The organism is Alsobacter sp. R-9 (genome assembly GCF_054612375.1).
On record NZ_JBTSWJ010000020.1, the window covers coordinates 1 to 20,225 of the forward strand.

Below are 20,225 nucleotides of genomic sequence, written 5' to 3' on the forward strand. Positions count from 1 at the left end.
CGGCCCCCGCGACGACCGCCGCGCCCGCGGCCCAGACCGCCGCGTCCGACGAGCGCACGGCGGCCGTGCCGCTGCCGCCGCGCATCCAGCGGCAGTCGTCGAACGTGCCCGCCACGGCCTCGACCCAGCCGGCCTCCGTGACGGCGGCGTCCGCCCCGCCCGTGCCGCCGGCCCCCATCCCGACCGTCCAGCGCGATCCCATCGCCGACATGCTGAAGGGCGGCGCCGCCCCGGCGGCCGAGCCCGACCGCAGCGTGCTCGCGGCGCAGCGCGCCCTGAACAAGCTGAGCTATGGCCCCATCAAGCCGGACGGCCTGATGGGCGCCGGCACCCGGCAGGCCATCGAGCGCTTCGAGCGCGACCGCAAGCTGCCGGTGACCGGGCAGCCGGCCGGCCGCACGGCGCGCGAGCTCGCGTCGGCCTCGGGCATCGCCATCGAGTAGGCCGGGCGGCAGCCTTTACCGGGGGCGCTTCGCCCGCTTCGGCCAGGCCAGCGGCCAGCGCCGGATCCGCGATACCAGTTCGTCGAGCGTGACGTCGTCCTCGCCTGCGTGGACGCGCCCGCGCACGGAGACTCCGGCCTCCGCGACGCTCTCCGGGCGGCCCGAGACGAGCGGATGCCAGGCCGGAAGGTCCTTGCCCTCGGCCACGAGACGGTAGCCGCAGGTCGGCGGCAGCCAGCGCAGCGTGCGCACGGCCTCGGGCGTCAGCCCCACGCAGTCCGGCACGACGGTGGTGCGGTTCTCGTAGTCCCAGCAGCGGCAGGTGCCGGCATCGAACAGACGGCAGGCGACGTCGGTGGCGTGGATGGCGCCCGTCTCCTCGTCCTCCAGCTTGACGAGGCAGCAGCGGCCGCAGCCGTCGCACAGGCTCTCCCACTGCTGCGGGGTCATTGCCTCGAGCGGGGTCGTCCGCCAGAAGGGGTCCGCCGGCGTCTCCGGCGACGCGGACGGGGGCGGCATGTCGGTCTTGCGTGCGGCCATCGGAGCCTCCGGCCGCCGCCTTAGAGCATCCCGGCCGCCCGGGGAAGGGGCGGGAGGGACGGACCCCTGGTTCAGGCCGCCTCCGCCCTGGCGACGCGCGGGCGGGCGGGCGTCGTGCGCCGCCGCAGCGTCCGGCGGGTCCAGATCCAGACGCCGGTGACGAGCAGCAGCACCAGCCCGACCGAGGTGATCACGTTGGCGAGCCCGGTCCACACGCCGAAGCCGTTGCCCTCGTGCAGCAGCCGCGGCCAGTTGCGGCCGAGGGGCGAGAGGCCCTGCGGCGTCACGGCGTAGGCGACGAGCTCCTGCCCCTTCCACACCCGCGCCATCATCACCGGGCCGCGGCGGCGGATCGAGCTCAGCGCGGAGAGGTCGCCGTCGGCGGCCACCGTCCGAACGGCCTGCAGAAGGGTGGCGCGGCCGGGCGGCAGCGGCTCGCGCGGCGGTTGCAGCGTGATGCCGAAGGCCAGTGCGAGGCCGGTGAGCGGGCTCAGCACCAGCAGCGGCAGCAGGATCCACGCCGTGCCCTTGTGCCAGCCGGACAGGCTGTTGCGCAGGCGGGGCAGGCCCATGAGGACGCCGATGGCCATCAGCACCAGCATGGCGATCGTCGAGGCGGTGACGAGCCAGCCGAGGTCGCCGATAAGCCGCTCGTGCAGCCCGCGCGACTGGTTGAAGAGCGTCGTCAGGATGCCCGTCGTGGCCGGCTCGCCGGTCGCGAGATCGAAGGTCCGCCCCGGCTGGCCGGGTCCGCCGCCGATGGTGACGGTGCCCTCCCAGGGCCTGATGGCGATGCCGCCGGCCGTGCCGCCGGGATCCGCCTTGGCGAGCAGCGCCTCGATGGCCGGCAGGGTCACCGTCCCCGGCCGCACCCAGCCGGCCTGCACGATCGGCTCGAACGACAGGATGAGCCCGGTCACGATCACCACCGCCAGCGGCAGCGCGAAGGTCAGCGAGATCCAGCGGTGCAGGCGAAGAAGGACGGGCTTCATGTTGCGCTCCCCCGAACGGCCCCTTGAAGAGGGACGAGTTCCGGCGCCGCGCCAAATGAATTGCGCGTAATGCTGCGTCAGCCGCGCGGCTCACCGCAGGGCTATGCAAGAAACGCAATGCAAGGCTTCGGGACCGGGCCCGGCGGGAGCCACCCCTCATCCGGCGCTGCGCGCCACCTTCTCCCCACGCGGCGGGGAGAAGGGCTCGGCGGCGCCGTCGCGGCCTCGCGGGACACGGTCGGGGGCGGGCGCAGGCCGGTGCCACGCCGGTCCCGTCGCCCCGCTCGCGGGGAGAAGGTGCCCGCGCCGCGGGCGGATGAGGGGCAAGGGCCGCAGCCCGCATCCTTCGGACTAGGAGCCGGGAGCCCGGCCGCTGTGCCCTGGCCGATCGCGCAAAAGGAAACGGGCGGCGCGGCCTCGGCCGGCGCCGCCCGGTTCTCAGGCAGGCGTCACTTCGTGGCGGCGGCGTAGAGCTCGGCCACGTACTCCCAGTTCACGAGGCTGTCGACGAACGCCTTCAGGTAGTCGGGGCGCCGGTTGCGGTAGTCGATGTAGTAGGAGTGCTCCCACACGTCGACGCCGAGGATCGGCGTGGCGCCGTGCACCAGCGGGCTCTCGCCGTTCGGCGTCTTCATCGTCACGACCTTGCCGTCCTTCACGGCGAGCCAGCCCCAGCCCGAGCCGAACTGGGTGGTGCCGGCGGCGATGAAGTCCTCCTTGGCCTTCTCGACCGAGCCGAAGCCGTCGACCAGCGCCTTCTCCAGCGCGCCCGGGATCTTGCCGCCGCCGTTCGGCTTCATCCACTTCCAGAAGTGGAGGTGGTTGTAGTGCTGGCCCGCGTTGTTGAAGAGGCCGGCGTTCTTGCCGAACGAGCCCTTCACGATCTCCTCGAGCGACTTGCCCTCCCACTCCGTGCCCTTCAGCAGGTTGTTGCCGTTGTTCACGTAGGCGAGGTGGTGCTTGTCGTGGTGGTACTCGAGCGTCTCCCGCGACATGAACGGCTGGAGCGCGTCGTGGGCGTAGGGCAGATCGGGAAGGGAGAAGGTCATCGCAGGCTCCTGGTTCGCGTCTTCTTGTCCAGCGGTCGCTGGCGAGCGGGAACGGCGCGGCGACCGGCCGCGCGTCGCTGCGCAAGGTAGGCCCCCGGCCGGTCCCCTTCAACCGTTCCGTCGGTAGAAAGACGTAGTCTCGCCGGTGACACCCGCGTGCCCCCGGTTGGCAGGGGCCGACCCCGCCTATAGGTTGTGACTCGTTTCGGGGCCGGTGCAGAGGGACCATGCTCTTCTTTCTCAACGCGGTCGCCGCCTTGCTGGTGATCGGCGGCGGTGCGCTGGCCCTGTGGGGGGCCGACAACATCCGCAGCGAGAGCGGCACCATGTTCGCGCTGACGGGCGTCTCCACCACCACGGCCGGCCTGCTGCTGCTGGGCCTGACGCGGATGCTGTCCGAGCTTCGCCGCATCCGCGTGCTGATCGAGGACGGCGCGCTGCGCCCGGCCACGCCACCCGCGGCCCCGGCTGCGGTCGAGACCGCGCCGTCGCCCGAGCCCGTTCCGCCCCCGACCCCTGCGCCGCCGGGCGCCATCGCCGCCAGCGCCGCCACCGCGGCGGGCGCCGCGGTCGCCGGTGGCCTCGCCGCCCAGCTCCTGCAGCGCAGCCGCAGGCGGATGGAGGAGGAGCGCGAGGCGCTTGCCGACGAGACGCCCGCGACAGAGGAACCCTCGGACAAGTCCGGGCCGGAGCCGGTCTCCGCGCCGGAGCCGGTCGAGCCGGCGGCCTCCGCACGCCGTGCCGAGGTCGATTCGGAAGATGACGGGCTGCTGGCGCCCGAGACGCTGGCCGAGTTCGAGGCGACGCCGCCGGCCCGCACCGCCGCGCCGGATACCACCGTTTCCGAGGAGGCCGACGACCGGTCCTTCGACTCGTTCCTGGAGGAGACGGCCCGCGAGGCGCGGGTCGAGGAGGCGGGGGAGGACGCGCTCCTCGCCGCGGCCGGAGACGCGGCGCCCGCCGAGCCCGCCGCCGAGGCCCCGCCGGCGCGCAGCGAGCGCGTGCTGGCCGCGACCTATAGGTCGGGCGACAACACCTACTTCATGTATTCGGACGGGACCATCGAGGCGGAAACGCCGGTCGGGCGCTTCCGCTTCCACTCGATGGAGGAACTGCGCGTCTTCGTCGAGCGCGGCGAAGGCGGCATTCCGCTGGCTCCGCCCGGGCCGCCCGGCGCAGCCTGAGCCCGCCGGGTGAGGCCGCGCGAACGCGTCAGGCGGCGCGGGTGATGTAGTCCGTCAGGCTGTTCACGTCGCGCACGTGCAGCTGGATGCGGTACTTCACCAGGTCGCGGATGCTGACGATGCCGACGAGCCTGCCGTCCTCGAGGACCGGCAGATGGCGGAAATAGCCCTCGTCCATCATCTCCATGGCTTCGTCGACGCTCGTCTCGGGCGTCGCCGTCACCACGTCGCGGGTCATGAGGTCGTCGGCGCGCATGGTCGTCACGGCCGCGCCCTTCGTGGCGAGGGCCTTCACCACGTCGCGCTCGCTGACGATGCCGGCCACGCCGCCCGACGCGTCGAGCACCAGGACCGAGCCGATCCGGCGCGACGAGATCACGTCGGCGATCTCGAGGACGGTGGTCGACGCGTCGACCGAAACGATCCCCTGGTTGTGGTCCTTGGTCTTGAGCACGGCTCCGACAGTCATGGCCTTCCCCTCCGCCGGCCCGTCACACGGTGCAGAATCCACGGGCCAGCGACGGATATTGCGCGCTCTCCGCCGGGTTCAAGGTGCCCCGGTCGAACCGATCATCAGGCCGTGAGCCGGCCCTCTGCCGCGGCGATGGCGAAGGCGTAGGACTGCGCCACCTCCTTCAGCCGGTCGAAGCGGCCGGAGGCGCCGCCGTGGCCGGAGTCCATGTCGATGCGCAGCACGAAGGGGCCGCCGCCGGTGGCGCGCGCCCGCAGCGTGGCTATCCATTTGGCCGGCTCCCAGTAGGTGACGCGCGGGTCGGTGAGGCCGCCGATGGCGAGGATGGCGGGATAGGCCTGCGCGCTGACGCAGTCGACCGGCGAATAGGCGCGGATCGTCTCGAAATCGGCCTCGCTGGCGCCGGGATTGCCCCATTCGGGCCATTCCGGCGGCGTCAGCGGCAGGTCGCCGTCCAGCATCGTCTGCAGCACGTCGACGAAGGGCACCTCCGCCAGCACGGCGCAGAACAGGTCCGGCGCCAAGTTGGCGATGGCGCCCATCAGCATGCCGCCGGCGCTGCGGCCCTGGGCCGCGATGCGGCCGCGGGCGGTGTAGCCCTTTTCCGCCAGCATCTCGCCGGCCGCGATGAAGTCCTTGAAGGTGTTGGGCTTCTTCTCGCGCTTGCCGCTGGTGTACCAGGCCCAGCCCTTCTCCGTGCCGCCGCGGACATGGGCGACGGCGTAGACGAAGCCGCGATCGACGAGCGACAGCGTTCGCAGGTCGAAGCCGGCCGAGAGCGCGTGGCCGTACGCGCCGTACGCGTAGAGAAGGCAGGGCGCCGTGCCGTCGAGCGGCATGTCGCGCCGGTGCAGCACGGAGACGGGCACCTCGGCGCCGTCGTGCGAGACGGCGATCAGCCGGCGCGCCACGTAGCGGGCCGGATCGTGGCCCGACGGCACCTCCTGCCGCTTCAGGAGCCGCCGCTCGCGCGTGCGCATGTCGTAGTCGAAGGTCTCCGCCGGGGTGGTCATGGAGGAATAGGCGAAGCGCAGCGTGTCGGTGGCGTGCTCGTAGCCCTCGATGCCGCGCAGCGCGTAGGCCTCCTCGGCGAAGGCGACGGAGTGCTCCTCGCCGGTGGCGCGCGAGCGCACGACGAGGCGGGGCAGGGCGTTCTCGCGCTCGAGGCGGACCAGCCAGTCGCGGAAGGCGATGAGGCTCAGCACGATGGTGCCCGGCCGGTGCGGCACGAGGTCCCGCCACGCGCCGCGGCCCGAGGCGTCGAGCGGCGCGACGGCGATCTTGAAGTCCTCGGCGCCGCCGGCGTTGGTGAGCAGGACGAAGCCGCCGTCCCAGTGCTCGGCCTCGTAGCGCACGCCGTCCTCGCGGGCCGCCAGCAGGCGCGGCGGGCGCGACAGGTCGGCCCGGTCCATCACGTGGACCTCGGTGGTCTCGTGGTCGCTGATGGAGATGAAGGCGAAGTCGCCGGACGAACTCTGCGAGATGTTCACGAACCAGCCGTCGTCGCCCTCCTCGTAGACGAGGGCGTCGTCCTCGACCGGCGTGCCCAGAACGTGGCGGCGCACGACGCGGGGGCGGTGGTTGTCGTCCATCTCGACGTAGAGGAAGGAGCGGCCCGCCTTGTCCCACACGAACTCGCCGTCGGTGTCCTCGATGAGATCGGGCAGGTCCTGCAGCGTCGCCGTGTCGCGCACGCGGATCGTGTAGTACTCGGAGCCGGCATCGTCGAAGCTCCAGGCCAGCAGCCGGTGGTCGTCGGTGTGGCGGTGGTCGCCGATCTCGAAGAAGGCGTGGCCCTGCGCCAGCGCGTCGCCGTCCAGCAGGACGAGGTCGTCGGCCTCGCCCGAGGCCCCGGACGGGCGGCGGTAGACCAGCGGGTGCTGGCCGCCGGTGCGGTAGCGGATGCCGTAGGCATAGGCTCCGTCGCGCTGGGGCACGGTGGAGTCGTCCTCCTTGATGCGCCCGCGCATCTCGGCGACGAGCGTCGCCTCGAGCCCGGCGAGCGGCGCCATGAGGTGCGCCGCGTAGGCGTTCTCGGCCTCCAGGTAGGCCCGGATGTCGGCCGGCAGCACGGCCGGGTCCTTCAGCACCTCCTGCCAGTTCGCGGCCTTGATCCAGGCGAAGTCGTCGGTGATCGCACGCCCGTGCACGGTGGAGGTGTGTGGCCGCGCTTCCGCACGGGGAGCGGGCGGCGGCGCGGGCGTGTCGTCGGTCATGGCGGGTCGTCCGGGTGGAGGCAGGGAAGGCGGCGGGAGTGGCCGCCGCCGGTTTCGTGGAGCCGGCGGCGGGGAGGGCGTCCTCAGTCGCCCTTGTCGCCGCGCCGGGGCTCGAACGACAGGGCATTGCCGTTCATGCAGTAGCGCAGCCCCGTTGGCGCGGGGCCGTCGTTGAAGACGTGGCCGAGATGAGCGTCGCAGGTCGCGCAGCGGATCTCGGTGCGGCGCATGAACCACGAGCGGTCGTCGTGCGCGGCCACCGCGGTCGCGTCGACCGGCGCGAAGAAGCTCGGCCAGCCGGTGCCGGAATCGAACTTGGTGCCGGCGTCGAAGAGCGGCGTCGAGCAGCACACGCAGCGGTAGAGGCCCGGCTCTTTCTCGTCCCAGTGCGGGCCGGTGAAGGCGCGCTCGGTGCCGTGCTGCCGGGTCACCCTGTACTGCTCGGGCGTCAGCATCGCGCGCCACTCGGCGTCGGTCTTCACGACTTTCGGGCCGTCGTCCCGGTTCGACATGGTCGTCTCCACAGAAGATGGAGGCCGTCATATGGCGCCGCCGGCCGTGCGCCGCAAGGCGCGGGGACTGCGACCATCGTCCCGCCTCTTCATTCGCTCTGCAGCATGTCGCGAGCAACGACGGTGGACGGTTAGAAAAAAGAGAGGTTTCAAGGAACTTTTCTATTGCAACAACTTCGGAAGTGCCATAGACCCGAATTCAAGTTGATCGCGCGTCGGATCTGCTTCGTGTCCCCCTTCCCGCAAATCAAAATCGACGGGTTTGCCCCGGGATCGTCGGCTTCGACAGACCTGCCTCCATCAACGTGAGAAATTCGGTAACAAAACCGCAGTCCGATTCGATGCGCGGTAACCGCTGAAGGACCCGAACGCCATGGCCGACACGAACTCCTCCCCGAACTATATCGAACTCGCCGCCGACATCGTTTCCGCATATGTGAGCAACAACTCCGTGTCCGCGAGCGAGCTGACGACCCTGATCGGCGAGGTTCACAATGCGTTGCTTCGCGTGTCCTCCGGCACGGTGGAGTTGCCGGCCGAGGCTCCGAAGCCGGCCGTGTCGGTGAAGAAGTCGATCACGCCCGATTACATCGTCTGCCTCGAGGATGGGAAGAAGTTCAAGTCGCTGAAGCGCCACCTGCGCACGCAGTACAACATGTCCCCCGAGGAATACCGCGAGAAGTGGGGCCTGCCGGCCGACTATCCGATGGTCGCGCCGAACTATGCCCAGGCGCGCTCGGCGCTCGCCAAGCAGATGGGCCTCGGCCAGCAGCGCCGCAAGCGCAAGTAATCGTCCCGCACAACCCGGGATTGCAGGGGCGTCGGCCATGCCGGCGCCCCTTTTCGTTGGGGCCGTCATCCAGCGTCGCGAAGCCTTGTCCCGAGGACGGGGATGGGCGGAGCGTGGGCAGCGGGCCGAGGGCGGGCGGCCGGTCGGGCCTCAGGGGGCGAGGTCGTCGGGCAGGGGCAGGCCGGCGGCCTCGCGCTCGCGGGACACGAGGCGGTGGAGCCTGTCGAGGCCGCGGTCGCGGATGCCGAAGCGGGCGAGGTGCACGACGGTGTTGTGCAGGTAGCCGGCGCAGGAGCCGCCATTGCCGCAGGCGAAGGCCAGCGTGCGCGCGACCTCCTCGACCGGCAGGCGACCGACATAATGGCCCCCGCGGGGGTTGAGCACGAAGGCGATGGCGGGGATCGCCTCGCCGCCGGCGACCGCGCGGACCCAGCGGACCGCATAGGTCGACGGGCTGTGGGCGGGGCGGAACGGCAGCTCGCGCCGCAGCACGCGCTCCAGGTGCCGGGCCGGATGGTCCGGCGGCAGCCGCAGCAGCAGGCCGCGGCACTGGCCGCCGCGGTCGAGCCCCATCATCAGGCCGGGGCGCTCGGGCGTGGCGCGGTGCTGCTCGATGCGCAGGCCGAAGGACCGGTGCCAGCCGCGCACCGTGGCGATCCGCTCCTCCACGTGCTCGATCTCGGGACGCCAGATCAGCGAGCCGTAGGCGAAGAGCCACAGGTCCTGCCCGCTCCGCTCGGCCAGCAGGCGTTGCGTCATCGCGGCGTACTCGGCGTCCGTGTAGTGGACGAAGCCCGGGCGCAGCTCGAGGCGCACGGGCGGGCCGACGACGATGGGGCGGCGGACGGAACGCGGGGCGGTCATGGGAGTCACTGTGACAGAGGGCGGACCGCCGGCCCATCCCCCGCGCCGGCCTGCGCTGCATGCGGCCGCTGGCGGCGATGCAAGCGGGCGGGCCGCCGAAGGGCCGGACCGGACGGCATCCGGGCTCGAGCTTGGGCATGGCTTGCCACCGGCGCGGGGTGGGCGGCATGGTCTGGCGGAAGCCCGCCGGCGGCGGGCGGAACGGACACGCGGCGATGAGCCATCACGTCTTCCACGAGCGTGCGACCGACTTCTGGCTGGCCCGGGGGGCGGTGCTGATCATCATCGCGCTGCAGCTGAAGGTCATCAATCCGCTGACCTGGGGACCCTGGTGGCTGGCGCCGACGCTGGAACTGTCGCTGCTCGCGCTGCTGTCGTTCGACACGCTGCGCTCGCAGCGCACGGCCCGCGAGCGCGACCCGGCCAAGGCCGGCCTCATGGAGCGCCGCCGCCGGCGCATGCGGACGCTCGCCATCACGCTCACGGCGCTGATCACGCTCAGCAATTTCGGGGCGCTGATCAGCCTCGTCGAGCAGCTCGTGCTCGGCAGCAGCGCCCCGGGGCGCCTTCTGCTGCTCGACGCGCTCAACATCTGGGTCACGAACGTCCTGATCTTCACGCTCTGGTACTGGAACATCGACCATGGCGGCCCGGCGATGCACGGCATGCCGAACCGCGAGGGCCACGACTTCCTGTTCCCGCAGATGTCCATGCCCGGGGCGCCGCAGAACACCTGGCTGCCCGGCTTCGTCGACTACCTGTTCCTGTCCTTCACCAACGCGACGGCGTTCTCGCCGACCGACACGCTGCCGCTGTCGCAGCGCGCCAAGCTGCTGATGATGGCGCAGTCGACGGCCTCGCTGCTCACCGTGGCCCTCGTCGCCGCGCGCGCGGTGAACATCCTCGGCCCCTGACGGGGGCGCCGGGACGGCGGCGCCGCGCCGCCATCCCAAAATCACCGGATGGCAAAGTCCCGGCTTCTGGGTACGATTTCGATCCATGGGCGGACACGAACATCGGGAACGGGCCTTGCGGCTGGCTCAGAAGCTGGCAAGCCTCGACGACCGCACGCTGTCCAGCCAGTGGGCCAGCCTTCTGGGCCCGATCGTCGGTAAAAAGCCGCAGGAACTGATCTCCGAAAGCGCTCCCGCGCCCGCCGAGGACTGCGAGGCCCTGAAGGCCGAGATCGCCACCCTGAGGGCGCGGATCGAGGTTCTGCTGCGCACGGTGCACGACCTCGCGCTGCGCTGAGGCCCCGGCGCAGCCTTCGCAGGCGCCCTTCCGCCCGTTCTCTTCCCTTTCGACCCTGCGACATGCGGTCGCATCCTGCCGAGCTTCCGCTGCCCTCAGCGGCCCCACGGTCCCGCCTTCGCCGGCCGCGCCTGTGCCTCCGGGGCGTCGAAGACGAGCATCGACCCGCAGGCCGTGCAGCGCAGGCCGAGGCGCGGCGGATCGTCCGGCGAGCGCTCCGGGGCGAACCATTCCTCGATGACGACAGGGCCGTCGTCGGGAAGCAGCCGCCGCAGGGACGGCGGGTAGGCTGTGCAATGGGCCTGCGCACGGCGTTCGCCGAGACGCGTCACCCGGATGCCCGACGCCGCGGTGGCCAGCTCCACCGGCGCGAGGTGCTCGCAGGTGGCGGGGCCGGCGGCCGGCGCGCCGTGAAGGCGGGCCATGACGGCCTCCCGACCGGGCGGATCGCGCCGCCGCAGGCGATGGCCGTGCAGGACGAGGAGCGCGGCGACGCCCGCGACCGTGCCCACCGGCACCAGGAGCAGCAGGAGGATGGCCGAGACCGTGACCACCGGCCGGCCCCAGACGCGCCCGCGCAGCAGCCCGATGCCGCCCAGGAAGGCCGGCCCGAGCCAGCCGACTGCCGCAAGGAGGAACACCGGAAGCAGGTACAGCACCGGGATCTTCAACCGGGGATCGCCATCGCCCCAGAAGATCGCGATGCCGGCGGCGCCCAGCGCCATGCCCCCGCCGCCCAGCAGGATGAACAGCCAGCCGATGGCGCGCTCCCCGGCGCTGGCGGCCGGCACAGGAACGGCGGCCGCCGCCGCCATCGCCGCCCGCTGCCGCTCCCGCCCGCGCACGAAGGCGGTCACAGGCCACGGCGCCCGGCCGCGCGCCGCCCAGGCCGCGCACCAGACGCCGCCCACGAGCGCCAGCGCCGGGCCGACGATGAGGAAGACGGTCGCGGCGACCATCTTCGTCGGATCCGGCGTGGGGACGACGGACCAGAAGGCGAAGGCGCAAACCAGCACGAGCACGTAGCTCGCGATACAACCGCCGACGAAGGCGGCGAGGACACGCAGCAGGCGCCTCATGGCGGGAATCCGGGACGACGGAGGACGGCAGCCTGAAGCCTAGCGCGGAAGGGGCGCCGGTCGGTGCGGGATCGCACAACGGCCCGTCCCCGCCGCCATGCCCTGCGGGGCTCGACACCGCCGGGCGGAGGGGGGAGAGTGGCCGCGCCGGCGACCGGGCCGGCGTCGGGGACCGCCGCCGCGATGGGCCGCCTGCGTTCGGACGTGTTCGTGTCCGCCTACCTGCGCCGCTGCGCCGTCGACGGCGCCTATGCCGTGCTGCGGCGCCGGGGCGCGGCGGAAGCGGGGGCGATCTTCGTGAAGGTGGACCGGCTCGACGGGCACTGCGCGCTCTACGGCCCCGCGCCGCAGAGCCTCGCCGCCGAGGACGACCCCGCCCGCCGCTTCGTGCGCCTGCACGACGCCGAGACGATCGACCCGGCCACCGCCGAGGAGCGGCTGGCGCGCGAGGTGCGCTTCGACAGCGACCTGTGGATCGTCGAGGTGGAGGACCGCCGCGGCGAGGCCCGGCTGGAACTCGCGGAGGGCTGAGCCGGCCCCTCATCCGCCCGCTGCGGGCGCGGGCTGTTGCCCGCTCCCGCATTATTCGAAGCACGAGCCGGGCAAGCCCGGCGCGTGCGCGGGCTGTTGCCCGCTCCCGCATTCTTCGAAGCACGAGCCGGGCAAGCCCGGCGCGTGCGCGGGCACCTTCTCCCCGCAAGCGGGGCGAAGGGCAGCGGAGCCCGTGTTTCGTGTCCGACCGCAGTCGAAGGTGGGGCGAAGGGAGGGCGTGACGCCGGCGGCGTCAATATCGGGCGGCGGCGGGGCCGTTTCCTTCTCACCGCAAGCGGACGACGGTCCCGGACCGCAGCGGAGGGGGATGAGGGGGCCGGCGTGGCCCCTCACCCAAGCAGCGCCCTCGCTGCCGCCAGCACGCTGCCGGCCTCGCCGCCGGCGGGCAGGCGCGGCCAGTCGGCGGGGCCGGTGAGGTAGTCCGCCTGGGCGCGGACGACGGCGGCGTCCGCGTCCGACGCGTCGCCGGTCCGGGACTCGACGCGGGCGAGCAGCACCGGGGCCGGCGCCTCCAGCCACAGGCCCTGGAACGGCACCCCCGCGGCGGCGGCGACGCGGGCGATGGCCTCGCGCTCCTCGCCGCGCGCGTGGACGGCGTCGGCCACCACGGCGAAGCCGGCGGCCAGCGCGCGGGCGGCCTTGTCGCGCAGCACGGCGTAGACGGCGGCGGAAGCCTCCGCGGTGTAGGCGTCGGCGCCGAGGCGCTGCGTGTGCGGCACGCCGAAGAGGCGCTTGCGCTCGATGTCGGTGCGCAGGTGGATGGCTCCCGGCGGACAGCCGAGGCCCGGTGCCAGCGCGGCGGCGAGCGTGCTCTTGCCGGTGCCCGACAGGCCGCCGACGGCGACCATCCGTGCCGGGGCCGGCGCGAGGAAGGCCCGCGCCGCCGAAAAGTACCGCCGTGCCTCCCCGGCGGCGGCCAGACGCGCCGCCTCCGGCAGCGAGGCGAGGCCCGCCGCGAGCACCTTGGCGCGGATCACCGCCCGCACGCTGAGGTAGAGAGGAAGGGCTGCGAGACCGTCCAGGTCGCAGGCGTCGCTCAACCAGAGATAGCGGTTCAGGACGACGTTCGCCTCGGCCGCGTGGCCGCGCTCGACGAGGTCCATGAGCAGGAAGGCGAGGTCGTAGAGCACGTCGCCGGTGGCGACCGTCTCGTCGAACTCGATGGCGTCGAACGGCGTCGGCACGCCGTCGATGAGCACGAGATTGCGCAGGTGCAGGTCGCCGTGGCAGCGCCGCACCCGGCCGGCCCGGCCGCGGGCGAGGATCAGCGGGGCGAGCCGCTCCAGCGCGCTGTCGCTGGCGTCGCCGAGCGCCTTTGCGGCGGCGGGGTCGAACAGCTCCGGGCTCTCGGCCAGCGCCGCGCGGTTCTGCTGCAGCCAGCGGCCAAGGGCGTCGAGGAACGGGCCGGCCTCGCGCACCGGCGCGGCCTCGTGGGCGGCGGCGACGGCCGACGCGAGGGCCGACACGACCTCGGGCGTCAGCCCGCCGCGCTCCGCCACGCGGTCGAGCGTCATGGACTCGTCGAAGCGACGCATGACCACGGCCCATTCCACGGGCTCGCCGGCGCCGCCGAGCGCCAGCGCGCCGCCCGGCTCCCGCGTCACCGCCACGACGCCGCGGTAGAGCCCCGGCGCATGCGCCGCGTTGACGGCCACCTCCGCCTCGCAGGCGGCGCGTCGCTTCGCCAGCGTCGAGTAGTCCATGAACGGGAAGCGCACCGCGCGCTTGGCCTTGTAGGCCACCGGGCCGGCCAGCACGACCATCGCGCCATGCGTGTCGATTCGCGTCACCGGCACGCCATGCGTCGCGGGCTCCGCCAGGAAGGCGAACACGGCCGACTGGTCCTCGACGAGATGGGCGTCAGCGGTCATGGGCGTGAGCGGTCATGGGCGTCAGCAGTCATGGGAGACGGGTTCCTGGGCGGCGGTTTCCGGGCGGCGTGCCCAAAGCCGGTGGTCGCGCGGGCGGGCAGGGCAGGGGCGGGGCCGGCTCGTCTCGTGTGCGGCCTGACGCCGGCCGTGGGCCGGACGTGTGGCGCACCGGGAGGATGCCACGTCCTTCGGCCGGGGACGACGGGGCGTCCGGCGCGACGACGGCGTGAGGCCCCAGCGTCTCCATCTCGTTCTCCTGTCCCGGCCGGCCCGCCCGCCGGCATGCTGGCACAAGCGCGAGGCCCGGTCGTTGACGCGCGTCAGCACCAGCCGGCCCAGCCGATAACCGCCGGCGCCGCGGCCGGGTTCGGTGGGCTCTGCAGAGGCGCCCCGCATGCGCAGTCAAGGATCGACGTGTGCACATTGCCTGGATTGGCAGCGGAGCAACGCGGTTCAGCTTGCCGACGACGAACCACCCTGCCTACGGCAGCGGGAGCTCCGTGGTGAGCTTGTTGACGGCCAGGACGATCTCGCTGGTGTAGGCGCGGATGCCGGGGGCGGTGGCGAGCATGCGGCGGGCGAAGTCCTCGTAGTGGGCGACGTCGCGGCTGCGCACGACGAGGACGTAGTCGATGTCGCCGGCCACGGTCATGCACGAGACGACGTTGGGAAGGGCGGCGACGTGCGCCTCGAAGGAGGCCATGTGCTCCCCGGTCGGCCGGTCGAGCTTCACGCGCACGATGGTGAGCAGGGGGCAGCCCGCGGCCTCCGGCGAGAGCAGGGACACGGTGCGCTCGATCACGCCGGCGGCGCGCAGGCGGCGCACCCGCTTGAGGCAGGCCGGTGGCGACAGGCCGATGGCGTCGGCCAGCGCCTGGTTCGAGATCAGGCTGTCCGCCTGCAGGATCGAGAGGATGCGCCGGTCGATCGTGTCGAGCGGCGTGGGCTCCCCGGCCGGCTTTTGGTTACGAACGTCAGCCATCGCTTTTTCGGTTTCAGATTTCTTGTGAAGATCGAGATTGCCTCGCTTCGCCGCGTTACGCACGCCAAGAAAGAAATCCGGCGCAGGCCTGTCCGCGCTAAGGTTCGGCCGCGCGGAGGGCGGGCATGACGACACGGGCGGACGCGGGGGCCAGGGACACTGGAGCCTGGGACACGGGGGCCACGGACACGGGGGCGGCCGGCGCGGGGGCGCTGCCCTCGCTGCGCGACATGGCCGCCATCGGGGTGCTGGCGATCATCTGGGGCCTGTCGATCCCGCTCACCAAGCTGGGGCTGGAGAGCCTGCCGCCGATGGCGCTGACGGCGCTGCGTTTCGCCACCGCGCTGCCGCCGCTGTTCCTGCTGGCCCTGCGCCAGCGGCTGCGCCTTCGGGCGCTGCCGCAGGTGGCGCTGCTGGGCGTGATCGGCATCAGCGTGGGGCAGGTGGCCCAGACGCTCGGGATCGAGGGAACCTCGGGCTCGGTCGGCGCGATCCTGTCGGCCACGATCCCGGTGTTCGTCGTCGTCTTCGCCGCGCTGCGGCTGCGCCAGCGGGTGTCGCGCCGGCAGGTCGCCGGGCTCGCGGCGGCCTTCGCCGGCATCGCCGTCGTGGCGTCGGGCTCGGGAGGCGGGGAGGGGACGGCCGCGACCACGCTTGCCGGCGTGGCATGGATGCTCGTCTCGTCCGTGGCCATCGCCTTCTACTACGTGTGGAGCGTGGAGCTGACGCGGGAGTACGGCACGCCCGCCGTCGCCGCGTGGAGCACGCTCTTCGGCCTCCTCGCCCTGCTGCCGTTCGCTGCGTGGGAGGCATCCCGCATGCCGATCCACCTCACGCCCGAGGGGCTGGCGGTCGCGTCCTACCTCGGCGTCTTCGTCACGGCCGCGGGGCTGTACCTGTGGCTGCACCTCCTGCGCGCCGTGCCGGCAGTGGTGGCGACCAGCGTGCAATACCTGCACCCGATCATCGGCATCGGCGCGGCCGCGGCGATGTTCGGCGACCGGCTGGGCGGCCTCTTCGTCGCCGGCGTGCTGCTGATCCTCGGCGGCCTCGCGCTCATCCTGGCGCCCGCCCGGAAGGTCCGCGGCGGACCGGCAAAAACGCGGAGCCATTAGAAGCCATGGCGTGGGCAGTCTCATGCAGTCTTGCTTCGCTCAACGACCCCAGTCGCTCAGGACCCTCTCGATCCACGCCCGCTGCGGGGCGACGAGGAGGCCCTGGGTGAGGGCGCCGCAGCGCGCCTTGCCGACGCCTTCGGCCCACACTGTGACGGCGACGACGCCGTCGGTGGCGAACACCGGCCCGCCGCTGTCGCCCTGGCAGGCGCCGGAGCCGGCCCGTTCGCGGCCGGTGGCGGGATCGGTGAGCCAGACGAGAATGCTGCTCGGCCCGAAGGGCTCGATGACGCCGAGTTCGGTGCTGCGGAAGCGCCCGCCCGTCGTCGGCTGGCCCTCCGCGCCGAGGCCGTAGCCGCCGACCGTGAGCCTCTCGCCCGAGCCCGGCCGGCCGGCGGAAGACAGGCCGACGGCGGCGAACGGCGCCGGCAGCGGCTCGGCGAGGCGGATCATCGCGAGGTCGATGGAGCGCCGCCGGCCCTTCACGGCGCCGGCGTCGTAGCCCGGGTGCACGGCGACGGCGCGCGGCTCCAGCATCACCGGCTGGCCGGCGGCGTCCTTGTAGTGCACGCGGTAGGCGCTGGCGCCGGTGACGCAATGCGCCGCCGTCATCACCACCGTCCGCGCCAACACGATGCCGGTGCAGAACCCGCCGCGGTCGGTGAGAACCATCACGGCGTGGCGCGACAGCGCCGCGTCGTCGCGCCCCTGCACAATGGCGACGGCCGGCCAGAGGCTGCTGACGATCCAAAAAACGAGGGTGGGGGCAAGCCACCGCCACGGTGTGGAACAGTTTGTCCGCTTCATCGCCGCGTGCTCTTGGCTGCTGTTCGATGTGTGTCTCGAACGGCTTAGCACACGGCACGTCTCAGTCGCAGCCTACTGATATCTTGATCTGCGCCCCGCGCGATCAATGTGGAACTCTCGGATCAATCGCGGGGTACGAAGCGTTCCGCCCCAGGAGTTCGGGCGGTTAAGCCGGCGAACTCCGCGGGGCGTCGCACGATGCCCGGGCGGTTCCTCCCCGCCGTCCACGGCCTCGAAGGCCGGAGCGTCCGTGGCGCCCCGCTCTCCAGCAGTGAGGGCTCTTCAGCACGACACAAGCGTGGCGTCACCCGATCAGGGACCGCCACGCTACTCTGTCGCTGACGCCTTACGCGGCGCGGATCATGGCGGCGATTTCGTCCTTCAGGCGAAGCCTTTTCTTTTTCAGGTTCTCGAGGGTCTCATCGCTCGCCGGCTCGACGTCGGTTTCGATCCGATGGATCTCCCGATTCAGCGTCTCGTACTGATCAGCAAGTCGCGCAAAGTGAGCGTCACCGATCTTGAGGCTCGAGATCTTCGCGGCCGCCGTGGGAAACTCCTCGTGCAGGCCGTGGGGGACATGGGTCATGAAGTGCGGCTCCTCAATCAGGCGCAGGTGAACTTGAAACATATCTCACCGGCACGACCATCGGGGCATTGATGGGCATCAATAGATGCCTCATGGACGGATCGAGCCCCGGGGACAGAACACTCAACCGTCCCGCAGTTTTAGCCGGATCCACCGGCCTTGAGACGCCACCGTTTCAGCGTGCTCGCGAGTTCGTCTGCAACGTCCGGACGGTCGCGCTGAAGTTCAGCAATCAGAAAAGCAAGCACGCCGAGCAGGTACTCAGTTCTTGTTGAAGGTGACATCGTGAGCTCCGTTGTTGACATTCGCGGAACAAAGGAACCACCGACGCCAGAAGACAGGAACCTGCTGAATCGCACAGGCGATTGCGCCCTGTCGGATCCGCCGCGGCCTATCTTGTGAGACTGTCCGGTCTGGACGGCAATCGCCTGGCCGATTCAGGCGCCAGCCGACTTGCGCGGGAGACTGCGTACCGTGCTCGCCTGCGGCCCCTTGTCGCCCATCTCCTCGACGAAGGCCACCAGCTCGCCCACCTTCAGGCGGTCGAACCGGCCGTTGAGGACGCTGTTGCGGTGGAAGTAGACCTCGTGCCCGTCGGCTGCGGCGAGGAAACCGAAATCCCCTTTTGCCGGGAGGCGGATGACGGTTCCAATCGGCACCTCCACATGCGACTTCACCTCGTTCCGCATGCGGCGAACGCGATCCTGCAGCTGCCGCCTTGCGCGGCGGAAGGCATCGTTGATGGCGAAGACCGGATCGCCGTGGCGTTCGTCGAGCCGGGGCGTACGGACCACTGCCACCTCACGCCCACCCGGCAGCGTCAGCCAGACGTTCACCTCGAACGGGCCCCCCTTGCGATGGCGCGCGCCTGGACCCTTCACGACCACCCGCCCGGCGGTGATCCGGCCGAACTTGTCCTCCAATTCCGCCATCTGGGCGAGGAGGGACTGACGCAGGGCCTCGGATGGACCGATGCCCTGGAAGTCGATCTGGACCGGTGTCTCCATGGCTTCATCCTTTCGCCACCGTCGCTTGCTCGATGAGAGCCGGGCACAGTGGCACGACGAAGGTATCGCCCGACGACCGAATTACTCCTGGAGTGTAGCTCGACACCCACGTCGCCGACTGCGAGGGAGGGACTAGACCCCTAACGCAGGAGGACAGCTAGGCAGCCGCACGTCTTGACGGCATTGAGACGCATCAAGGTGACGTGGGTCAGACGGGGTGAGGCGCGGCGGTCCCGCTCGCTTGCGTGCGTATGGCTCAGCGCGCTGCGGTGACCGCGACACTCACGGGGAGGCAGGGGCTCCTTCGGCCTGAGGCAGTTCGCGTGTCCTTCTGCGACCGGCTGTACTCGTCGTGCCGCACGACGCAGCCGGTTCAATTAACCGACTGAGGCTTACTCGCAAGCTCGTCCTCCGACGCTGTCCGCTCAAAACGCTACCCGATCACCTCGTCGGCCCGGCTCAACAAAAATCCCGCGAGGTCCAGCCCCAGCATGCGAGCCGTTTCGAGGTTAATGACCATTTCCACCTTGGTCACTTGTTGGACCGGCAGGTCGAAGGGCTTCTCGCCGCGGAGGATTCGGCCGGCATATACGCCGGCGCGCTTGTGCGACTGCATGAAGTCCCCACCGTAGCTCATGAGCCCGCCTGCGAGGGGAAAGTCGCGTGACTGTGTGATCGCGGCCACCCGGTGGCGCATAGCGAGGGCCGCCAACATTTCGCTTCGGAAGGCGAAATAGGGGTCAGACGTGAACACGAGCCCCCGTCCCGCCGAAGCAGCGGTCGCGGCGAATAGCGTTCCGAGGTCATCCTCCGACCGGACCTCCATGACCGCGAGGTCCACGTTGAGGCCGGCGGCAGCCATCTGCAGGCTCTCGATCTGCGACCGTGCAGTCGGGCTTGTTGGGTTCACGGCGACGGCCAGCTGCGCGGCACGGGGAAATACGTCTCGTATGAACTCGAGCCGCTTGGCCGATACCTCGACACTGAGGCTCGACACGCCAGTGATGTTGGCGCCTGGCTTGGGAAGACTGTCGACGACGCCGACCTTGACTGGATCGCCGCCCATCTCGAACACGACGCTTCGGCCCTCCGACGCAGCCTTGGCCGCGAGCGCGGATTGCGCGCCGCCAGTCGCCACCAGCACGGCCACGTTGCGGTCCGACAACTCTCGCGCCAGCCGCTGCAACCGGTCATACCGACCTTCCGCCCAGCGATACTCCAGGAGCACGCTCTGGCCCTCGACGAACCCGACCTCTGCCAGCCCGTCATGGAACGCGCGCAGGCGGCTCGCGAAACGCTGCGGTGATTCCGGGGCGAGGTAGCCGATCATCGGCGGCGCCGGTGTCTGCGCGACGGTCGGGCGGACACCAGCCACGGTGGCGAGCGCCGCCAGCACGACGCCACGGCGCGTCGGGCCCTGAGGGCCAGACCAGAATTCGGCGTGGACGAGCGAGGGGCTTGACGATCTCGATGCCATGGCTCGACGGGCTCCGGGTGATGTCCGGGCTGCGTGGGTGCAAGTGAGTGCGCCTGCTCCAACTGTCTCAGGGCGCCTGCCGTCGGGCTTCCTGGGGGAACCACCTGCGACGACCGACTGGCTCGACTAGACCGTGGGGAACGCGCGAGGGGCGGGACGATGCTCCCGACCGGAGCATTCCGATGTGCGATAGCGCACGTCCTGAACAGGATGACGTAACGCAGGCGATCAGGTGCCGAGGTTTGGAGCCTGTTGGTGCTGACGCGTGGGTCGCATCAGCTGCAACTCGTCCGCCGCGGTCGAAACGCACAAGAGCCTCATCAGCGGTGACAGCCCGTGCAGGTTGCCCGCGCCAAGTCGGCCTCTGACCCGACGCCGGTGGCCGCGGTCGTGAGGGCGAAATGTGTTGCCATGGCAAACAGGGCCAGCGCACCAG

Annotated in this window: 21 protein-coding genes; 7 read left to right on the top strand and 14 right to left on the bottom strand. The window is 71.4% G+C overall.

Going from position 1 to position 20,225, the window contains the following annotated elements:
• The coding region (locus ACX9GQ_RS23080) for a peptidoglycan-binding domain-containing protein (protein ID WP_459631964.1) at positions 1-443 on the top strand (443 nt) is incomplete at its 5' end.
• 15 nt (positions 444-458) lie between these two features.
• Here ACX9GQ_RS23080 and ACX9GQ_RS23085 read toward each other — a convergent pair.
• The 3 genes from ACX9GQ_RS23085 to ACX9GQ_RS23095 form a co-directional block, all read right to left on the bottom strand.
• Complete coding sequence (locus ACX9GQ_RS23085; protein WP_459632009.1) at positions 459-962, bottom strand: YcgN family cysteine cluster protein; 504 nt, start codon at positions 960-962, stop codon at positions 459-461.
• 92 nt (positions 963-1,054) lie between these two features.
• Complete coding sequence (locus ACX9GQ_RS23090; protein ID WP_459631965.1) at positions 1,055-1,975, bottom strand: PepSY domain-containing protein; 921 nt, start codon at positions 1,973-1,975, stop codon at positions 1,055-1,057.
• A gap of 449 nt (positions 1,976-2,424) precedes the next feature.
• Positions 2,425-3,024: a superoxide dismutase gene (locus ACX9GQ_RS23095; RefSeq protein ID WP_459631966.1), complete on the bottom strand. Its 600-nt coding sequence runs from the start codon at positions 3,022-3,024 to the stop codon at positions 2,425-2,427.
• 227 nt (positions 3,025-3,251) lie between these two features.
• Here ACX9GQ_RS23095 and ACX9GQ_RS23100 point away from each other — a divergent pair, with 227 nt between their 5' ends.
• A complete protein-coding gene (locus tag ACX9GQ_RS23100) occupies positions 3,252-4,208 on the top strand; it encodes a hypothetical protein (RefSeq protein WP_459631967.1) in 957 nt (318 codons plus the stop codon).
• Between the two features lie 28 nt (positions 4,209-4,236).
• Here ACX9GQ_RS23100 and ACX9GQ_RS23105 read toward each other — a convergent pair whose 3' ends face one another.
• The 3 genes from ACX9GQ_RS23105 to msrB all read right to left on the bottom strand — a co-directional run bounded on the left by ACX9GQ_RS23105 (position 4,237) and on the right by msrB (position 7,408).
• Positions 4,237-4,677, bottom strand: a complete 441-nt coding sequence (locus ACX9GQ_RS23105) for a CBS domain-containing protein (protein WP_459631968.1) — start codon at positions 4,675-4,677, stop codon at positions 4,237-4,239.
• Positions 4,678-4,781: 104 nt separating this feature from the next.
• Entirely contained in the window at positions 4,782-6,896 is a 2,115-nt protein-coding gene (locus tag ACX9GQ_RS23110; protein ID WP_459631969.1) for a S9 family peptidase, read from the bottom strand.
• A gap of 83 nt (positions 6,897-6,979) precedes the next feature.
• Entirely contained in the window at positions 6,980-7,408 is a 429-nt protein-coding gene (gene msrB, locus ACX9GQ_RS23115) for a peptide-methionine (R)-S-oxide reductase MsrB (protein WP_459631970.1), read from the bottom strand.
• Positions 7,409-7,781: 373 nt separating this feature from the next.
• Between msrB and ACX9GQ_RS23120 the strand changes: the two genes are divergently transcribed.
• The gene (locus ACX9GQ_RS23120) at positions 7,782-8,198 is read left to right on the top strand and encodes a Ros/MucR family transcriptional regulator (protein ID WP_459631971.1); all 417 of its coding nucleotides are present in this window, start codon (positions 7,782-7,784) and stop codon (positions 8,196-8,198) included.
• Positions 8,199-8,348: 150 nt separating this feature from the next.
• Here ACX9GQ_RS23120 and ACX9GQ_RS23125 read toward each other — a convergent pair whose 3' ends face one another.
• Positions 8,349-9,062 (bottom strand): gamma-glutamylcyclotransferase, encoded by a 714-nt coding sequence (locus ACX9GQ_RS23125; RefSeq protein WP_459631972.1) that lies wholly within the window; start codon positions 9,060-9,062, stop codon positions 8,349-8,351.
• Between the two features lie 215 nt (positions 9,063-9,277).
• Here ACX9GQ_RS23125 and ACX9GQ_RS23130 point away from each other — a divergent pair, with 215 nt between their 5' ends.
• Together ACX9GQ_RS23130 and ACX9GQ_RS23135 are read left to right on the top strand one after the other, a co-directional pair.
• Positions 9,278-9,976: a hypothetical protein gene (locus tag ACX9GQ_RS23130; protein WP_459631973.1), complete on the top strand. Its 699-nt coding sequence runs from the start codon at positions 9,278-9,280 to the stop codon at positions 9,974-9,976.
• 85 nt (positions 9,977-10,061) lie between these two features.
• Complete coding sequence (locus ACX9GQ_RS23135; RefSeq protein ID WP_459631974.1) at positions 10,062-10,313, top strand: hypothetical protein; 252 nt, start codon at positions 10,062-10,064, stop codon at positions 10,311-10,313.
• Positions 10,314-10,408: 95 nt separating this feature from the next.
• On the opposite strand, the gene ACX9GQ_RS23140 is transcribed toward ACX9GQ_RS23135, so the two are convergent.
• Positions 10,409-11,392: a hypothetical protein gene (locus tag ACX9GQ_RS23140; RefSeq protein ID WP_459631975.1), complete on the bottom strand. Its 984-nt coding sequence runs from the start codon at positions 11,390-11,392 to the stop codon at positions 10,409-10,411.
• Between the two features lie 183 nt (positions 11,393-11,575).
• Between ACX9GQ_RS23140 and ACX9GQ_RS23145 the strand changes: the two genes are divergently transcribed.
• Positions 11,576-11,923, top strand: coding sequence for a DUF1491 family protein (locus ACX9GQ_RS23145; protein ID WP_459632010.1), 348 nt, complete (start codon positions 11,576-11,578; stop codon positions 11,921-11,923).
• 350 nt (positions 11,924-12,273) lie between these two features.
• On the opposite strand, the gene ACX9GQ_RS23150 is transcribed toward ACX9GQ_RS23145, so the two are convergent.
• Positions 12,274-13,815 (bottom strand): bifunctional aminoglycoside phosphotransferase/ATP-binding protein, encoded by a 1,542-nt coding sequence (locus tag ACX9GQ_RS23150; RefSeq protein ID WP_459631976.1) that lies wholly within the window; start codon positions 13,813-13,815, stop codon positions 12,274-12,276.
• A gap of 481 nt (positions 13,816-14,296) precedes the next feature.
• Positions 14,297-14,797, bottom strand: coding sequence for an Lrp/AsnC family transcriptional regulator (locus tag ACX9GQ_RS23155; protein ID WP_459631977.1), 501 nt, complete (start codon positions 14,795-14,797; stop codon positions 14,297-14,299).
• Positions 14,798-14,922: 125 nt separating this feature from the next.
• On the opposite strand from ACX9GQ_RS23155, the gene ACX9GQ_RS23160 reads away from it, so the two are divergent.
• Positions 14,923-15,912, top strand: a complete 990-nt coding sequence (locus ACX9GQ_RS23160) for a DMT family transporter (RefSeq protein WP_459631978.1) — start codon at positions 14,923-14,925, stop codon at positions 15,910-15,912.
• Between the two features lie 39 nt (positions 15,913-15,951).
• On the opposite strand, the gene ACX9GQ_RS23165 is transcribed toward ACX9GQ_RS23160, so the two are convergent.
• The 4 genes from ACX9GQ_RS23165 to ACX9GQ_RS23180 all read right to left on the bottom strand — a co-directional run bounded on the left by ACX9GQ_RS23165 (position 15,952) and on the right by ACX9GQ_RS23180 (position 19,789).
• Positions 15,952-16,719: a S1 family peptidase gene (locus tag ACX9GQ_RS23165; RefSeq protein WP_459631979.1), complete on the bottom strand. Its 768-nt coding sequence runs from the start codon at positions 16,717-16,719 to the stop codon at positions 15,952-15,954.
• A 346-nt stretch (positions 16,720-17,065) separates the two neighbouring features.
• Positions 17,066-17,305, bottom strand: a complete 240-nt coding sequence (locus tag ACX9GQ_RS23170; protein WP_459631980.1) for a YdcH family protein — start codon at positions 17,303-17,305, stop codon at positions 17,066-17,068.
• 437 nt (positions 17,306-17,742) lie between these two features.
• Positions 17,743-18,312 (bottom strand): cold shock domain-containing protein, encoded by a 570-nt coding sequence (locus ACX9GQ_RS23175; RefSeq protein ID WP_459631981.1) that lies wholly within the window; start codon positions 18,310-18,312, stop codon positions 17,743-17,745.
• Between the two features lie 433 nt (positions 18,313-18,745).
• Positions 18,746-19,789 carry an ABC transporter substrate-binding protein gene (locus ACX9GQ_RS23180; protein ID WP_459631982.1) on the bottom strand — a complete coding sequence of 348 codons (1,044 nt, stop codon included), beginning with the start codon at positions 19,787-19,789 and terminating at the stop codon, positions 18,746-18,748.
• Positions 19,790-20,225: the final 436 nt, after the last annotated feature.

Coding starts and splice junctions, on each gene's coding strand:
- ACX9GQ_RS23085 (WP_459632009.1), bottom strand. CDS start 962: ATGCCGCCCCCGTCCGCGTCGCCGGAGACGCCGGCGGACCCCTTCTGG.
- ACX9GQ_RS23090 (WP_459631965.1), bottom strand. CDS start 1,975: ATGAAGCCCGTCCTTCTTCGCCTGCACCGCTGGATCTCGCTGACCTTC.
- ACX9GQ_RS23095 (WP_459631966.1), bottom strand. CDS start 3,024: ATGACCTTCTCCCTTCCCGATCTGCCCTACGCCCACGACGCGCTCCAG.
- ACX9GQ_RS23100 (WP_459631967.1), top strand. CDS start 3,252: ATGCTCTTCTTTCTCAACGCGGTCGCCGCCTTGCTGGTGATCGGCGGC.
- ACX9GQ_RS23105 (WP_459631968.1), bottom strand. CDS start 4,677: ATGACTGTCGGAGCCGTGCTCAAGACCAAGGACCACAACCAGGGGATC.
- ACX9GQ_RS23110 (WP_459631969.1), bottom strand. CDS start 6,896: ATGACCGACGACACGCCCGCGCCGCCGCCCGCTCCCCGTGCGGAAGCG.
- msrB (WP_459631970.1), bottom strand. CDS start 7,408: ATGTCGAACCGGGACGACGGCCCGAAAGTCGTGAAGACCGACGCCGAG.
- ACX9GQ_RS23120 (WP_459631971.1), top strand. CDS start 7,782: ATGGCCGACACGAACTCCTCCCCGAACTATATCGAACTCGCCGCCGAC.
- ACX9GQ_RS23125 (WP_459631972.1), bottom strand. CDS start 9,062: ATGACCGCCCCGCGTTCCGTCCGCCGCCCCATCGTCGTCGGCCCGCCC.
- ACX9GQ_RS23130 (WP_459631973.1), top strand. CDS start 9,278: ATGAGCCATCACGTCTTCCACGAGCGTGCGACCGACTTCTGGCTGGCC.
- ACX9GQ_RS23135 (WP_459631974.1), top strand. CDS start 10,062: ATGGGCGGACACGAACATCGGGAACGGGCCTTGCGGCTGGCTCAGAAG.
- ACX9GQ_RS23140 (WP_459631975.1), bottom strand. CDS start 11,392: ATGAGGCGCCTGCTGCGTGTCCTCGCCGCCTTCGTCGGCGGTTGTATC.
- ACX9GQ_RS23145 (WP_459632010.1), top strand. CDS start 11,576: ATGGGCCGCCTGCGTTCGGACGTGTTCGTGTCCGCCTACCTGCGCCGC.
- ACX9GQ_RS23150 (WP_459631976.1), bottom strand. CDS start 13,815: ATGACCGCTGACGCCCATCTCGTCGAGGACCAGTCGGCCGTGTTCGCC.
- ACX9GQ_RS23155 (WP_459631977.1), bottom strand. CDS start 14,797: ATGGCTGACGTTCGTAACCAAAAGCCGGCCGGGGAGCCCACGCCGCTC.
- ACX9GQ_RS23160 (WP_459631978.1), top strand. CDS start 14,923: ATGACGACACGGGCGGACGCGGGGGCCAGGGACACTGGAGCCTGGGAC.
- ACX9GQ_RS23165 (WP_459631979.1), bottom strand. CDS start 16,719: ATGAAGCGGACAAACTGTTCCACACCGTGGCGGTGGCTTGCCCCCACC.
- ACX9GQ_RS23170 (WP_459631980.1), bottom strand. CDS start 17,305: ATGACCCATGTCCCCCACGGCCTGCACGAGGAGTTTCCCACGGCGGCC.
- ACX9GQ_RS23175 (WP_459631981.1), bottom strand. CDS start 18,312: ATGGAGACACCGGTCCAGATCGACTTCCAGGGCATCGGTCCATCCGAG.
- ACX9GQ_RS23180 (WP_459631982.1), bottom strand. CDS start 19,789: ATGGCATCGAGATCGTCAAGCCCCTCGCTCGTCCACGCCGAATTCTGG.